We start from the raw sequence: 15,841 nt of genomic DNA, 5'->3' as shown, positions 1-15,841 counted from the left end.
CTGTCTTTCAACTTTTAAATAACAACGGTTTAGCTATTTTCAATCTAATTTATATTTTTTGTGCACAGAACCTATATTAATTAAATGTTAAAGGCTGTAAACAGGCTAGAATATAAGATTTAATACTTATATATTAGTTTATATTTAGAAATATAAGGATATTTAATGGCTAAAAAATTCAGTGTTCTAACCAATAGTAAAGAGGTTAAAGAATTGGAAGATTTGATTAACAAATACTATAAGCCAAGTGAGTATAATTGCATGATTGAATCTCATCTGTCAGATGTGTTACATCGAGTTAGTAGAAATTGTGTAAGAGATAGAATAAAAGAGCTTTGGCACGAACTAAATAATACTGTAGGTCATGAAATAGGTTTGATATACAATACTATCCAGAATGAAAATACAACTCTTAGGTTAAATACTTCTATAATAGCTAATATTGCTGCAAATGATAAAAATTCAGATATAGTTAAGTCGCTTCAAAAAAATACAGATATTATAATTAAATTTAGACAAGTTGATACAACAAATGATGACTCAGTTTAATAATTGAGTAGCTCTTTATTCTATTTATAATCTTTGAATAAAATTTTGATAAAGATCAGGTTCTGTAAAATAAACTATCTAATAAAATATAATGCTGTATAGTATGTTTTTTTACAGCAAATAAGTCATTATAATAGGACAAATTTATTTAAAATGTATAGGTTATGAGTAACTTAGAAAAGGATAGCTTTATTAAGCAATTCCATGATCTTGTTGATAATGGAGAGTCTGTGTCCACAGCAGTTAAGGTAATTAAATCACAAACAAGAGATTTCTTTATATTAAAATATGTAAATGCTTATCAAGTAGCTAAAGAGTCACTTAATTATTCAAAGAAAATTTTCCTATAACTTTTTTCTATAAATATTTTTTCACTTTCTGATAAAGATAATAATGTTCATATAAATATACCACTATTGAGTGAAGTGTTTATAATAAATATACCTTTTTGATATACTTTTAATATATCAAGGAATTTTAGGGGAGTGCATTATGAATCTAAAGAAAGAAGCCGAAAGAATATACTCTATGGATATTTCAATAAAAGAAAAAATTAAATTATTAGAGCAAAATGCTGCAGATTGTTATGAAGAAATGGCAGCAGTTGAACAAAATATGCATCCAGAAATATCACATGAGGCTGATGAAGGGCTAAGAAAAACAAATGATTATTTAGAGCAATTAAAGAAAAAGCTTTAAAATTAATTGAAGTTTTTTACTAAAAAATCTAAAAGATTCTTAGTAAGCTCTTGTATTGCACCACTTTTAGGTTGGGCTATAGATTTATGAAGAAAGTAAAAACTTTAATATATAAGAAAATTAGTAATTTTTTATTATTTAATATTAGTAAGCCTAGAGTATCACCTCTATCTGACTATAGTAGACTAGTCAGACGTCTAGAGGTATGTGATGTAATTCTTGTAGAAGGTAGAAGTCGTGCAGCTAGAGCTATTAGTGTAATTACACGAAGTATTTGGACCCACTCAGCACTATATATAGGCAGGCTTGAAGAGTTAGCAGAAGATATTCAAGAGTTAATCTTAAAACATAATCCCAAGTTAGAACCTGGACCACTTATTATAGAAAGTAATATTGGGGAGGGCGTTGTTATAAAGAACTTAGATGTTTATGTATCAGATCACTTGCGAATTTGTAGACCGAGAAATATTTCTAAAATCCAAAAAAATATAATTATTAACTATGTCCTTTCTCAATTAGGTTTACCCTATGATAATCAACAGGTATTTGATTTAGCTAGATTTTTTTGTCCTTGGTGGATTTTACCAAGAAAGTGGCATTCTAGCTTATTTAATCATAATGCACAAAACCCAACAAAATTAACTTGTTCTTTACTAATCGCAACGGCATTTATTAAAGCAAAATTTCCTATCTTACCACAGTTAGAGAAAACAACTGATGGCAAATTAAAGGTGCATACTAGAAATCCCAGATTATTTGTTCCTTCTGACTTTGATTATTCACCTTTTTTTGAAATTATAAAATATCCTATTACTGAATTAGATAGTTTTAAAGGGGTGTTATACTAGGCCAACAATAGATAAAATTTGAATAATTGTTATTTATATTAAACTAAAGACCTAGGCTTGTTACTAAAGATGAGATTTTCTGATAATGTTCAGCCTGCCACTCTTTTAAAGATTGTTTGGATTCTTTAGTCTGTTTTGCTTTAGTTTTAGCCAGCAAATCTTGAGCATTTTCAGGTTTGATAACAACTATTCCTTCTTCATCTGCAACAATAATATCACCATTATTTATATTTATACCTCCACATTTGATAGGAGTTTTCATTTCTCCAAGTTTTAGCTTTTTCCCTGGTTTTGGTACATTTCCGCGGGCATAGACTGGAAATTTCATTTCTCTAATTTCACCGACATCTCTAATTGCACCATCAATAATAAAGCCTAGAATTCCTCTTTCAGCAGCTGTAGCACAGACATTACCACCTGCAACAGCAAATCGACTATCACCAGCATCAATAACTAAAATAGAACCAGGCGGTGCTTTATAAATTGCAGCATGAACCATTAAATTATCGCCAGCTTCACATTTAACTGTAAAAGCTCTACCAACTAAACGAGGCATGTTTGACCAGAGTGGCTTTATACCTATATCCATAAACGCATCATCAGCTAAGAAATCTGCATAGTTGCAAGTTGAAAAATCCAAAAATTCAGTCAGTTCATTCATAATAGTTCTCCTTTATAATTTCTTAGGAAACATTTATTAGATTGCTATTCTAAGTTTAAGCTATCATCTTATCTATATCTTTACTTTATTTCTTATCTAGCATATTGCTAAACTTAGTATTTTGAGCAAAGAGATATGACTATAGATTAAAGTATAAAATATGCTGTTGCTTCAAATAAATGTATATTTGATAATATTTTATACTTTGAGTATATTTTAGACTGATTTAGTATACTATTTAGAATATGAAGTTTTTATAATTTGTATACTTAAGGTTATATAAGATGAGTAAATTTAAAAGTTATATTCCTATTTTAGTTTTGATATTAGGTTTAATAATATTTTTTGCTTTAGGAGGGCAGAAATATCTATCTTTAGCTGCCATAAAACAACATTATCAAGATTTAATCAATTGGACAAATTCTTATTTTTGGCTTAGCTCATTAGTATTTATTGTTGTGTATATTGTAGTTGTAGCATTTTCAATACCTGGAGCAACTATTATGACTTTGTTAGGAGGGTTTTTATTTGGTTTGTTTCCAGGAGTTATTTGGGTAAATTTAGGAGCAACTATTGGAGCTTGCTTATTATTCTTGGCTGTAAAAACGGCTTTTGGTGAAACATTAAAGGCTAAAGCAAAAGGTAGTATTGAAAAGTTACGCAAAGGTTTTGAAAATGATGCTTTTAATTACTTACTAATATTACGTTTGATACCTTTATTCCCATTTTTTGCAATAAATATAGCTTGTGGAGTCATTGGCATTCGCTTATCAACATTTTTCTGGGCAACTTTATTAGGAATCATACCTGGCTCATTAATTTATACATGGGTTGGTACAGGATTAGGCTTTGTATTACGTCAAGGTAAAGAATTAGATATGAGTATTATTTTTGCACCACAATTTATCTTACCTATAATCGCATTAGCAATATTATCACTTGTACCGGTTATATATAAAAGGATTAAAGGAGCTAAAGCATGAAACAAATAAAGACTGATATTTGTGTGATTGGTGGAGGCTCAGGTGGACTATCTGTCGCTGCTGGAGCTGTACAAATGGGTGCGAAAGTTGTCCTTTGTGAAGGTGGCAGAATGGGGGGAGATTGCTTAAATTATGGCTGTGTACCATCTAAAGCAATGATCGAAGCTTCAAGAATTGTACATAATTGTCATAAAGCTAAAGAGTTTGGAATTGATATTAAAAGCTTCGAAGTAGACTACAAAAAAGTTCAAAGTCATGTTGCTAGCGTGATAGCAAAGATAGAACCTCATGATTCTGTTGAGAGGTTTGAAGCTTTGGGTGTAAATGTTATACAAGATTATGCTCATATTATAAATAAGAAAACTGTCCAAGCTGGCGATATACAGATCAAAGCAAAATATATAGTTCTAGCGACTGGCTCACGAGCAAAAGTATTTCCCATAGAAGGGCTAGCAGATATTGATTATCTGACAAATGAGACAATTTTTAGTTTAGATAAACAGCCCGAGCATTTACTTGTGATGGGAGGTGGGCCGATTGGGGTTGAGTTAGCTCAAGCTCATGCACTGCTAGGCTCAAAGATAACACTCCTTGAGGCAGAGTCAACTATATTAGGCCCTGTTGATAACGATTGTAGACAAATATTATTAGATGAGTTTAAAAAGCTTGGTATAAATGTAGTTACTAATGCTAAAGTTACAAAAGTATCAAAACAAAATACTCAGATACAGTTAGAAACTGATAATGGCAATTATAGTGGTTCTCATCTATTAGTAGCTACTGGAAGACAACCTAATATAGAAAAGCTTAATTTAGATAAGGTTGGCATTAAACACTCTGCCAAAGGTGTGGATGTTGATACAAGATTACGGACTAATTATAAAAATATATATGCAATTGGTGATTTGGCAAGTCAGTATCAGTTTACTCATACTGCTGGATATCATGCTGGAATTGTTATTCAAAATATTTTATTTAAATTGCCTGCAAAAGTTAACTATTCAAGTTTTCCATGGGCTGTATATACAACTCCAGAGATAGCTCATACTGGTATATCTATTAAGCAAGCTGAGAAAGAAGGTGCAACAATATTAACACTACCATATGAAAGTAATGATAGAGCTCAGGCAAATCTTTCAACACATGGTTTACTTAAGGTAGCTGTTAATAAAAAAGGTTATATTTTAGGGGCTAGTGTTGTTGGAGAGCAGGCTGGAGAGCTTATTACTCAATGGACATTAGCTATTAAAAATAAGCTCAAGATTAAGCAAATGGCTTCACATATTGTGCCATATCCAACCCTTAGTGAATTAAATAAACGTATAGCTGGATCATATTTCACACCATCTATTTATAGTGAGAAAGTTAAAAAAATAGTGCGTTTTTTATTAAAGTTTTAGTTAGGAGTAGTATGCTAGAGCAAAGTGTTAGACCGTGGTTTCAAAAGTATTTTATAAATGCTGTAGCAACATCACTGTCAGCTTTAAATATAAAACCAAATACCTTGACTATATTATCTCTTATTACAGGTTTTATAAGTGCAGTGTTTGTTTTATGGATATCATGGTTAGCAGTGATTTTTCTTTTAATGTCAGGTTATCTTGATGTATTAGATGGTAGTGTTGCTAGATTGCAAAAATCTAATTCACCATTAGGCACAATGTTAGATATCTTATGTGATCGTTTTGTTGAGTCTTTTATTATTGTTGCTATTTTTATTTACCAGCCAGAGATTGCTTGGGTTGGATTGATAATGATGATGTCGATAATTGTTTGTATAAGTAGTTTTTTACTTGTTGGAATATTTAGTCAGCAAGAATCATCAAAAAGTTTTTACTATTCGCCAGGTTTAATGGAAAGAGCTGAAACATTTATATTTTTTATTGTGATGATTTTACTACCTTCAACAGTATTGTGGCTAGGTATTTTATTTACTGTTTTAGTATTATGGACAACTTTTTATAGAGTTTATGAATTTTATAAGCAAGCGAAGGTTTAGAATGAAAAAAATAAAAATATCCAAATATTTTCTGTTAGTAATACTGGCTTTGATAGCTACATCTTTGAATGCTGCGCCAAGTGCAAAGTTGTGGGGCTATTGGGATAAGTCAAATCAATCATCACAAGCAAAGATTGATTTTAAATCCTGGCAAGCATTCTTAGACAAGTATGTTGTACAAAAGGGAGATCAAATATTTGTTAACTATAGAGCTGTTTCAAAAGAAGACAGTCAAGATCTTAATAAAATAATAAATACTTATTCTAAGTTAGATATTTTAAAATATAATAAAAATCAACAATTAGCATACTGGATAAATATGTACAATATGCTAACTATCCAAGTTATTTTGCAACACTATCCAGTCAAATCTATAACAGATATAGATAAAGGTTGGTTTGGTTCAAAAGTATGGGATCAAAATGTTGTTAAGATTGATGGTAAAGAATTAACTCTAAATGATATTGAACATCGAATTATTCGTCCCATATGGCATGATCCAAGAGTTCACTCTGCTGTTAATTGTGCTTCTATGAGCTGTCCAAATTTATCTAAAGATGCTTATCAAGGTGATCAAATAAATATGCAACTAAATAAGTCTTTTAGCACATGGATAAATAGCTCTAAAGGCTTTGAGTTAAAAAATAATGATATCTATATATCAAAGATATTTGATTGGTATGGTAGTGATTTTGGCGATCAGACACAAATGCGTCAGTTTATAGCTAAATATCTTACTAGTAAGACTAAAAGAGAAGCAATATTAGATACAAATAATACAATTTATTATCAAAACTATAATTGGAATTTAAATCAGCTAACTACTTATGAAAAATAATAACGTACCAGTATCAAATTATTATACCGCAGGTAAAAAGGTTGGTTTTTTTGCTCTAACAGCAACCTTAGTTATGACTGAGCTAAACACTTCAACTCTTATTGGTTTTTCTAGTCTTGGTTATACTTATGGTTTTTCAGCAATTTCACTTGGCTTAGTATTTTTATTTGGCTTATTCTTTTATGCTGTTACAGTAGCAAAAAAATGGAAAAATTTTGATGCCATAAGTGTCACAGAGTATTTTGGCTATCGTTACAATAGAACTTTTGGAATTTTTGCTGCAATATGTTTATGGGTTGCAATGTTAGGCTTTGGGGCAAATTTTATTCATTCAATAACCGTATGTTTAGAAGTGGTATTTCCAGGATACTCTCAGGCATTAATTACTTTTATAGCGTGTTTATTGATGTTTATTGCAACTATTAATTCAGGGCTTAAGTCAATTATTCAGATTGATAAGATAAGTTTTATTTTATGTCTAGTTTTGTTTATATTTCTAGGGTTTTATTTTTATGGATATAACCAACAGGAGAATATTATTAATGTCAAAAGTCATGCTAATTTACCAATTTCATTTACCTTGTCTTTAGTTATATTAACTTGTTTTACTTATATTTTATCACCATGGTATGGTCAAAAGATTTTCTCTGCAAAATCAGCTAAAGTAGCCTTTTATTCAATGCTTGTTACAGCCGTATTAGTTAGCTTATTTTATGTAATAGCTATTTTTATTACCGCGTGTTTTGCTAAACAGTTAAATATACTAAATCAAGATTTGGCTTTAGCAAGTATTATTGCAAGAAAATTACCGTTAGCTATTCAGATTTACTTTTATATAGTGATATTTTTGATTGCTACAACAACTATTGCTGCTTTATGGAATACTATGGCTTCAGTAATTTTTGCTCATAGTAATCATACAAAAACAACTAATTCAAATAGGGTTTTGGTACTATTTATAGCTATATTAAGCTATCTAATAGCAACATTTTTCATAGATCATATCTTAGATAAAATGCTACTTTTTAATATACCTATAGCAGCATTATCTTTTAGTCTAATATATGGTTTCTATGGTAAGAGTAAAAACCTTATAGGAGCAGTATTAAGTACTATAGTTGGGATAGTTGTTGCAGTGATATTGTATTTGAGTTTTGATCAGACAATGTTTGTCTTTTATTGGGCTTTTGTATGTATACCTATTATTTTCATAGTTGGTTTTTTATCAATATTTATAGAAAAAATACTAAAACATTTTTTTATGATGATGCTAAATAGTCATTAAGTTTGAATATGTTTTTAATATATAATTTTAATATCCTATAATTATAAATAAATTTATTACCTGGCTTTGAGGTTAGCATATGAAATATATTGAGCTTTATGATAAAGATGGATTGTCCTATTTTGAAGAGAAAGATTTTAATGTAGTAGATATACATAATCTAGGAGTTTACTCAAAACCATACTTTGTAGATCAAATGCTTCTTAGAGAGTTTAAAGAAGGAGAAACCTTCTATTGGCATAATATATCAAGGAAACACTATATTATTTATCTCTCTGGTAAAGTTGAGGTTAAATCTAGTAGTGGAGAAGTACGCTTATTTCAGCAGGGAGACATCTTATTAGCGAATGATTGTTTTGGCAAAGGTCATTTTACTAGAGTTATAGAAAGTGGTAGTTCTATTATTGTTACAGCTCGCTAATATTTTAGGTTTGTTATTGTGAAGAATAAAAAATCATTTTTGATTAGGTTTATAGTATATAGGTTTAAATACTATACCGTATTTGACGTTCATCCACATTCTGCTTATAAAGCTTTGCATCTTAGCATCATGAATACCTAATACATACATCTTTTTAATCATTTCATTAGTAGGTCTAATATTTGTATCATCAAAAATCTTTTTCATGTATTTTTGGTTTTGTGTTACACCATTTGGTTGATATATATAGTTACTATTTTGTGCAGCTACATAAGGATCTAAAGTGTAATTCATTAGAGCATAAGCTTTATCTAAATCTTTAGCACCCTTAGGAATCATTAACATATCAAACCAAATGTTTGTGCCTTCTTTAGGAATTACATAAGCAAGAGTTACACTGGGGTTGATCTCTTTGGCTCTTTGAACAGAACGAACCACATCACCAGAGTATCCCATAACTAGACATAGATTTCCTGCTGTGAAGTCATTTTGGTATTTGTTACTATCAAAGTATTTAATATAAGGGCGTATATTCTTAATAATATCCAAAGCAGCTTTTTCATATTCAGCTTTACTATTTGTATTTGGATCAACGCCATGATAATAAAAATAGTTACCAAATATTTGCTCAGGCTCATCAAGCAGCGAAACCCCACATTTAGATACCTTCTTTAGATATTTTTTATTAAAAACATATTTCCAACTATTAGGAACAACACCTTTTCCTAGAACTTTATCAATCTCTTGCTTGTTATATGCTAGTCCTGTAGTTCCATAACTATATACAACAGCATATTTGTTACCTGGGTCATTTATCTTAGAGATTTTGTCATAGATAGCTTTATTACGGTACTTTAAGTTTGGTAGCTTAGATTTATCTAATTTTATAAGTGCGTTTGAGGCAATTTCGCTGTTTAAATAAAGAGCACCTTGTTCAATCAGGTCAAAACCAGATGATCCTGTCATAACTTTTGCTCTAGTCATATTATCATCAGATGTATAAATATACTTTACTCTAGTATTGGAAAGCTTTGAAAAGCACGGGATAATATCCGGCGATATATAATCAGCCCAATTTGTGAAGTTTAGAGGAGTTTTCTCTTTTGATGGGATGATAGGGTTTTTAAGTATTTTATTACTGCAAATATAGGAGCTATCATCAGCATAACATGTACCTATAATGCTTAATAGAGTACTAATTACAAAGAGTTTTAGTTTCATAGAAGTAAAGTTAATTAAGGTTGTTATAAAATTACTTTAAGTATATACTAAAGCGCGTTATTTTCTATAAGAAAAGATAAGCAATGGAACAGATCGTAAGTAGTAAAAAATTTGGGCTAATAAGACTGGTAATGATAAATATTATTGCTGTTGATAGTCTTAGAAATATTTCTATAACTGCTCAAGCAGGTTGGATAGTTGTAACTTTTTATATATTAGCAGGTATTTTCTTTTTAATTCCTTGTGCCTTATTAACTGCTGAGATGTCTACTGGATCATCTCAAGAGACAGGTGGTATCTATATATGGGTTAAAAAAGCATTTGGTAAAAGACTAGGTTTTTTAGTTATTTGGTTACAATGGGTATATAACTTAGTATGGTTTCCATCGATATGTGGATTTTTTGCAGGAGTTATAGCATATGTGATAGCTCCTTTTACAGGTCAAGCAGCAAATGAGTTAGTAGCTAATCCTTGGTATATGATCTCAATGAGTTTGGTAATGTTTTGGAGTGCCACAGCTATAAATCTATTTGGTATTAAAACATCAAGTACTGTTAGTACTTTAGGAGCAGTAATAGGTACGCTTCTGCCTATGTTTATGATTATTATAATCGCAATTATATGGTCACTGTCACATAGCTCTGAGATTATAGCACCAAGTATTTCAGATTTTATTCCATCAGGAAATAATATAAGTAGTTGGGCTTTATTTATAACTGTGATGTTTAGTTTATTTGGTCTTGAGATGAGTGCTATACATGCTGCTAATGTTACAAATGCTAAGAAAAACTTTCCAAGAGCACTATTGATATCAGGTTCTGTGATTTTAGGATCACTTATTTTATCGAATATTGCTGTGATACTAGTAAGTAGCCAGTTACAAATTGGAGATGTTGATATTGTGACAGGATTAATGGTTTCTTTTCATTATTTCTTTAGTCAAATCAATATGCCATGGATGACTTATATTATAGCTATTACTTTGATATTTGGTGCTTTTACGACTACTTCAGCTTGGATTATGGGTTTATCACGAGCATTTATGGTTGTGAGTAATGATAATATACTACCACAAGTTTTTGGTAGAACTAATAAAAATGATGCTCCAGATACTATGCTGATTACTCAGGCATTAATATTTACAGTATTTTGTTTTTCATATATTTTTATGCCATCAGTAAATGAAGCTTACTGGTATCTTAGTGATCTAACTGCTCAATTAGCAGTAATAGCATATATATTAATGTTTATAACAGCTATTAAGCTTAAAATTAGTCAACCTTTACAAGAAGGTCAGTATGAAATATTTAAAGGGTCATTTGGTACTATAGTTATGGCAATATTAGGATGTATAGGTTGTGTTGTAGCTATAATTGTAGGCTTTATTCCTATACAGAGCATGGATATGTCTGTGACTAAATTTGATATGTTGTTGATAATTGGTGTGGTTGTTGCTTTGATTATTCCTGTAGTTATTACAATAAAAAAGAATATATAACCTAATATACCGCTCTTTAAAATTTAAATATATTCAAATATTTATTAAAACTGTTAGAATATTAACAGTTTAAATTAGCTTTATTGTTAAATGGTTTTTAAAACTATAAAAAACTGGTATAGAGATAGATATCAAAATAATGAGCCAATAGTATTTATCGGTTTGATGCTATTTTTCTACTTAGTATTAACTTTTCTTGGTAATTATATTGCTCCTATTTTAGCAGCACTTGTTATTGCTTATTTACTTGATACTTTTGTCAATATTTTACATAAGGTAACTAAAATAAATCGGCTGATACTTGTCTATTTTGTTTATATAATCTTTTTGATAGTTCTATTATCTGTGATTTTTGTGTTATTACCGATTATAGTTAATCAGATGATTGATTTTATAAAGCAAGCTTCGCATACTCTTTCGAGTTTAAAAGCAAGTCTAGAGAGTTTATCTAAGCAGTATCCAACATTGTTAACAGCTGAAAGAATTGACTCAATCGTTAATTGGTTTAATACGATTGATTGGAAGAAAATAAGCTCAAATATAGGTTCTTTTATATTACAGAACACAGCTACAACATTACCATTATTGTTTTCAGTGCTTATTTATTTATTTTTAGTGCCTTTAATGGTGTTTTACTTCCTTAAGGATAAAAATAGGATTATAAATTGGTTTAAATCATTTTTACCTGAAGACAATCATGCTTTATTCTTTGTGTGGGAAGACCTAAAACCTAAGCTTGCTGATTATGTCAGAGGTAAAGCAATAGAATTTATTATTGTTTCAATTGTTACATATCTTGGTTTTGCATATTTTAATCTTAACTACTCGATTCTTTTGGCTGTAGGCGTTGGGTTATCTGTGATTATTCCATATGTTGGTATGGTGATGATTACTATACCTGTGGTTATGGTTGGGATATTGCAATATGGGATTAGTATGACTTTAGTTTGGATGCTGACCGTGTTTTTCATTATTCAGGCTTTAGATGGTAATTTATTGGTACCATTGTTATTTTCTGAAGTTTTAAATATGCATCCAGTTGGGGTGGTTTCAGCAATATTAATATTTGGCGGAATGTGGGGCTTATGGGGAGTGTTCTTTGCAATACCTTTAGGTTTACTCTTTATTTCTGGAGTAAATATGTTTAGAAATCATCAAAAGGGTAGAAAAGATCCTGCTAAGATAAATCTATGCTAATTAAACAAAGATCATTTAGTCAAGAAGTTTTAGATCATCTATTTACTAAAGAATACGATAGCTTTTTAGCTAAGCTTGTTGCTGCAAGAGTTAGTGATATAAGTAATATAGATTTGATTCTAAATGGTTCTATGAAAGATCTTTCATCACCATTTTTATTTAAAGATATTGATAAGGCGGTTGATAGGCTTTATACAGCTTTGCAAAATAATGAAGTCATAGGTTTAGAAACAGATCATGACTGTGATGGTCAAACCTCCCATGCTATTTTCCATGAAGCATTAACAAAAGTTTTTGGTTACTCTAAAGATAAAATTCGCTCTTATATTGGTCATAGGATGAAAGAAGGTTATGGCTTATCAGAATCTTTGATTAAGCGTATTTTAACAGATAGTATTCGACCAAGTTTGATAATAACAGCTGATAATGGTTCGACAGATGAACCAAGAATAGCAGTACTTAAGCAAAATGGTATAGACACAATTGTAACAGACCACCATGGTATACCTCCAGAAGGAGCTCCAAAAAGTGCCGTAGCAGTGCTTAATCCAACACAGGATGGTTGTAACTATCCTGATAAAGCAATTGCAGGTTGTATGGTTGCTTGGCTCTTTATGGCAGCTTTAAGAAGAAAATATATACAAAATAATAAAGCAGTATCTAAATCATATGGTTTGAGCAATTTATTAGATTTTGTTGCTATTGGAACCGTTGCAGACTGTGTAAGTATGGCAAACAGTTATAATAACCGTATTGTTATAAAACTAGGAATCCAGCAGTTAAAGGAAAATGATCGCTTATGTTGGGATTTTATAGATAGAGATAAGCTATCTAGTGAATATATAGGTTTTAGTATAGCACCAATTTTAAATAGTGATGGTAGAGTATCTGATGCTTTAGGTTCAGTGAGTTTCTTACTAGAAGAGAATGATGAAAAGATTGAGAAAATCTTCAATAATCTTAAAAATCAGAATAATCAACGTAAGGATATTCAAAAACAAATTACCCAAGAAGCTATAGTTCAAGCTATTGATTTAAATGGTACTAAGAAGTCTTTGTGTATATTACTTGAGAATGGCCATTCAGGTATTCATGGTATCTCAGCTAGCAGAATCAAAGAGATGTTTGGTAAACCTGTGATAATATTTTCGCAAACTCAAAATGATCCAAACTTAATATCAGGCTCAGCACGTAGTATTGATGATATTCATATTAAGCAAGTACTGGATAATATAGCAGGCCTAGACTCTGACTTAATGATTAAGTATGGTGGACATAAAGGTGCTGCGGGACTGACTATAAAGTATCAAGATTTTGCTAAATTTTATGATCTTTTTGAAAAGCAAATTAAGAGTATTGTAGAGAATAATAATATAATACTAGAGCCGTGTATTGAGTATGATTTTGAGCTTGATGTAAATGATTTCAATTTAGATACTTTAACAAAAATAGAATCTCTAGAACCATATGGTAGAGAGTTTGATAAACCTATTTTTTGTAATAACTTTTCTTTGGAACAAGTTCGTTTAGTCGGTAAAGATAAAAACCATGCACAATTAGTTTTACGCTATAAAGATACAACATCTATAAAAGCAATATGGTTTAATGCTACTGATAATGCTGTAGTAGATGAGATAGCTATAGGTGATACTTTACGAGTGTGTTATCAGTTACAAAAAGAAGAGTTTCTTGGACAGGTTAATTTATCGTTGAATATAAAAGTGTTAGAAAAAGCATAGCTTTAAATTAAAAGTAATTATTTGTAATAAATGTTTTAGGCTGAAAACATCTAGTGTTCAGCTGTTTGATCTGGAAATAAAAGTAGATGAAAAATCATAAATATATAGAGCAAAATCTTACTCAGCAGATAGGTGATGTAAATGTAGAGTATTTTGAGATAATAGGCTCAACTAATGATTATCTTTTAGAAAAAGAGTTTACTGCTAAATATCATTTTTGCTATGCAGATATTCAGACAAAAGCTCGAGGTAGAAGAGGGGATAAATGGATATCAGAAAACAAAGATAATATTTATGCAACTCTTGGTTTTCATTGTGATTTTAATATCTCTGAAGATTCTCTCAAGAGTATTAAAATAGCATTAGGAGTTCTACAAGCTATTCAAAAATATATATCTCCAGAACAACAAAAACACCTAAAGATCAAATTACCTAATGATATTTATTTTAAAGATCAGAAGTTAGCAGGCATTTTAATAGAAACCAAAAATATTAAAAAAGATGGCTTTGATATTATCATTGGTGTGGGTATAAATGTGAATATGTTTCACTTAAATGAGAATATTGATCGTGAGTGGACATCATTAGCAATTATAAATAATGAGCAAATAGATTCATCGCAACTAATAGTTAGCTTAGTAGAGCAAATAATAGCTCTATTTGAAATAAGTGACGAGAAAGCTTTGGGTGAACTATCTAAATATGACTATACATTAGATAAGAAAATTACCTTTAATTATGATAATAAACAAACTAAAGGTATTGCTAAAGGGGTATCAAAGGACTTAAAGTTAAATATTTTAGGCAATGATAATAAGTTTCTTGAGTTTGAGTTAGCAAATGTAAGTAAAATTAGAGTAGTAAAATGAGTCTTGAAAACATTCAAAAGCGAGCAAAATACTTAGCCAAAATTCGCGAGTATTTTAAAGAGTTAGATGTTTTAGAAGTAGATACACCACTAGCTTATAATTATGGAGTTACAGATCCATTTATTGATGTTTTTGAGCTAAATACGATAGTAGGTAAAAGATATCTACAGAGTTCACCTGAGTATGCAATGAAAAGATTACTTGCTGCAGGTACTGGTAGTATTTATCAGATATGTAAAGCTTTTCGTGATGAGCCTTGTGGGCAATATCATAATCATGAATTTACAATGATAGAGTGGTATAGAGTAGGTATAGATTATTTTGATTTAATGAAAGAGATACAAACTCTTTTTTTAGCTGTTAAACCTAATTCTCAATTTATTTATTTAAGCTATCAAGAAGCTTTTGAAAGATACTATAGTTTTAATCCTCATACTATCTCTTTAGAGAAACTAGAGAAGATTGTTGAAAAAAACCTAGGTCAAATCCAGGGTCTAGTAAATCCAACTATAGCTGATTGCTTAGATATACTTTTTAGTTATAAAATTGAGAAAAACCTTAATCAAGAAAATACCATATACTTTATATATGATTATACAATTCACCAGTCTGCATTAGCTAGAAAAGTCTTTGATAAAAATAATCAGCAAATTGCTGCAAGATTTGAAGTCTTTTATGGTGGAGTTGAGCTTGCTAATGGATATTATGAGCTTATAGATAAAAAAGAACAGCTAAAGCGTTTTGAAAGTGATTTAGCTGTTCGGAAAGAGCAGGGTAAGTCAACTTTAGATATAGATATAGAACTTCTTGACTGTTTAGAAGATATTCCAGAATGTTCAGGAGTTGCTTTAGGGTTTGATAGGTTATTAATGAGTTTAGAAGGAGTTAAAGATATAAAAAAGCTTTCTATTTTTTAGATGGGGAATTATCAAAAAAATAGATTTCTATATAAATAGCTGGGTCTTTACAGATAATTGTGTAAATTTTAATTAGGTTATATATTTTAAATATAACAATAAGGGATTTACAGAAT

Annotated in this window: 17 protein-coding genes; 15 read left to right on the top strand and 2 right to left on the bottom strand. The window is 30.1% G+C overall.

Features of this window, described 5'->3' with window-relative positions:
* Nucleotides 1–165 precede the first annotated feature (165 nt).
* The 4 genes from AB8E56_RS08860 (at nt 166) to AB8E56_RS08845 (ending at nt 2,096) form a co-directional block, all read left to right on the top strand.
* Nucleotides 166–549: a hypothetical protein gene (locus AB8E56_RS08860; RefSeq protein WP_329480212.1), complete on the top strand. Its 384-nt coding sequence runs from the start codon at nt 166–168 to the stop codon at nt 547–549.
* A 164-nt stretch (nt 550–713) separates the two neighbouring features.
* Complete coding sequence (locus AB8E56_RS08855) at nt 714–899, top strand: hypothetical protein (protein ID WP_329480210.1); 186 nt, start codon at nt 714–716, stop codon at nt 897–899.
* 142 nt (nt 900–1,041) lie between these two features.
* On the top strand, nt 1,042–1,248 hold the full coding sequence (locus AB8E56_RS08850) for a hypothetical protein (RefSeq protein ID WP_329480208.1): 207 nt from the start codon (nt 1,042–1,044) through the stop codon (nt 1,246–1,248).
* An 86-nt stretch (nt 1,249–1,334) separates the two neighbouring features.
* Nucleotides 1,335–2,096: a YiiX/YebB-like N1pC/P60 family cysteine hydrolase gene (locus AB8E56_RS08845; RefSeq protein ID WP_329480206.1), complete on the top strand. Its 762-nt coding sequence runs from the start codon at nt 1,335–1,337 to the stop codon at nt 2,094–2,096.
* 43 nt (nt 2,097–2,139) lie between these two features.
* On the opposite strand, the gene AB8E56_RS08840 is transcribed toward AB8E56_RS08845, so the two are convergent.
* Nucleotides 2,140–2,757 (bottom strand): RraA family protein, encoded by a 618-nt coding sequence (locus tag AB8E56_RS08840; RefSeq protein ID WP_329480204.1) that lies wholly within the window; start codon nt 2,755–2,757, stop codon nt 2,140–2,142.
* Between the two features lie 284 nt (nt 2,758–3,041).
* Here AB8E56_RS08840 and AB8E56_RS08835 point away from each other — a divergent pair, with 284 nt between their 5' ends.
* The 6 genes from AB8E56_RS08835 (at nt 3,042) to AB8E56_RS08810 (ending at nt 8,283) form a co-directional block, all read left to right on the top strand.
* Nucleotides 3,042–3,740, top strand: coding sequence for a VTT domain-containing protein (locus AB8E56_RS08835; protein ID WP_329480202.1), 699 nt, complete (start codon nt 3,042–3,044; stop codon nt 3,738–3,740).
* On the top strand, nt 3,737–5,140 hold the full coding sequence (locus AB8E56_RS08830; protein WP_329480200.1) for an FAD-dependent oxidoreductase: 1,404 nt from the start codon (nt 3,737–3,739) through the stop codon (nt 5,138–5,140). Before AB8E56_RS08835 ends, AB8E56_RS08830 begins: the two co-directional genes overlap by 4 nt.
* Before the next feature lie 11 nt (nt 5,141–5,151).
* Nucleotides 5,152–5,739: a CDP-alcohol phosphatidyltransferase family protein gene (locus tag AB8E56_RS08825; RefSeq protein ID WP_329480198.1), complete on the top strand. Its 588-nt coding sequence runs from the start codon at nt 5,152–5,154 to the stop codon at nt 5,737–5,739.
* A 1-nt stretch (nt 5,740) separates the two neighbouring features.
* Nucleotides 5,741–6,577 (top strand): DUF547 domain-containing protein, encoded by an 837-nt coding sequence (locus tag AB8E56_RS08820; protein WP_329480196.1) that lies wholly within the window; start codon nt 5,741–5,743, stop codon nt 6,575–6,577.
* The gene (locus AB8E56_RS08815; RefSeq protein ID WP_329480194.1) at nt 6,567–7,862 is read left to right on the top strand and encodes a sodium:solute symporter; all 1,296 of its coding nucleotides are present in this window, start codon (nt 6,567–6,569) and stop codon (nt 7,860–7,862) included. Before AB8E56_RS08820 ends, AB8E56_RS08815 begins: the two co-directional genes overlap by 11 nt.
* A gap of 79 nt (nt 7,863–7,941) precedes the next feature.
* Entirely contained in the window at nt 7,942–8,283 is a 342-nt protein-coding gene (locus AB8E56_RS08810) for a hypothetical protein (protein ID WP_329480192.1), read from the top strand.
* Between the two features lie 33 nt (nt 8,284–8,316).
* Here the strand turns inward: AB8E56_RS08810 and AB8E56_RS08805 are convergent, their stop codons facing one another.
* Nucleotides 8,317–9,504 carry a polyamine ABC transporter substrate-binding protein gene (locus AB8E56_RS08805; RefSeq protein WP_329480190.1) on the bottom strand — a complete coding sequence of 396 codons (1,188 nt, stop codon included), beginning with the start codon at nt 9,502–9,504 and terminating at the stop codon, nt 8,317–8,319.
* A gap of 83 nt (nt 9,505–9,587) precedes the next feature.
* On the opposite strand from AB8E56_RS08805, the gene AB8E56_RS08800 reads away from it, so the two are divergent.
* The 5 genes from AB8E56_RS08800 (at nt 9,588) to epmA (ending at nt 15,725) form a co-directional block, all read left to right on the top strand.
* Nucleotides 9,588–11,003 carry an APC family permease gene (locus AB8E56_RS08800; RefSeq protein WP_329480188.1) on the top strand — a complete coding sequence of 472 codons (1,416 nt, stop codon included), beginning with the start codon at nt 9,588–9,590 and terminating at the stop codon, nt 11,001–11,003.
* Between the two features lie 90 nt (nt 11,004–11,093).
* Complete coding sequence (locus AB8E56_RS08795) at nt 11,094–12,200, top strand: AI-2E family transporter (RefSeq protein ID WP_329480186.1); 1,107 nt, start codon at nt 11,094–11,096, stop codon at nt 12,198–12,200.
* Nucleotides 12,194–13,939, top strand: coding sequence for a single-stranded-DNA-specific exonuclease RecJ (recJ, locus tag AB8E56_RS08790; RefSeq protein WP_329480184.1), 1,746 nt, complete (start codon nt 12,194–12,196; stop codon nt 13,937–13,939). Before AB8E56_RS08795 ends, recJ begins: the two co-directional genes overlap by 7 nt.
* Before the next feature lie 86 nt (nt 13,940–14,025).
* Entirely contained in the window at nt 14,026–14,808 is a 783-nt protein-coding gene (locus AB8E56_RS08785; protein ID WP_329480182.1) for a biotin--[acetyl-CoA-carboxylase] ligase, read from the top strand.
* Nucleotides 14,805–15,725 carry an EF-P lysine aminoacylase EpmA gene (gene epmA, locus AB8E56_RS08780; protein ID WP_329480180.1) on the top strand — a complete coding sequence of 307 codons (921 nt, stop codon included), beginning with the start codon at nt 14,805–14,807 and terminating at the stop codon, nt 15,723–15,725. The genes AB8E56_RS08785 and epmA overlap by 4 nt, the downstream gene beginning before the upstream one ends.
* Nucleotides 15,726–15,841 lie beyond the last annotated feature (116 nt).

Source organism: Francisella sp. 19X1-34 (assembly GCF_041102755.1).
GTDB lineage: Bacteria > Pseudomonadota > Gammaproteobacteria > Francisellales > Francisellaceae > Francisella.
The sequence above is the reverse complement of the archived record's forward strand: the minus strand, read 5'-3'. Positions and strand labels throughout refer to the sequence as shown.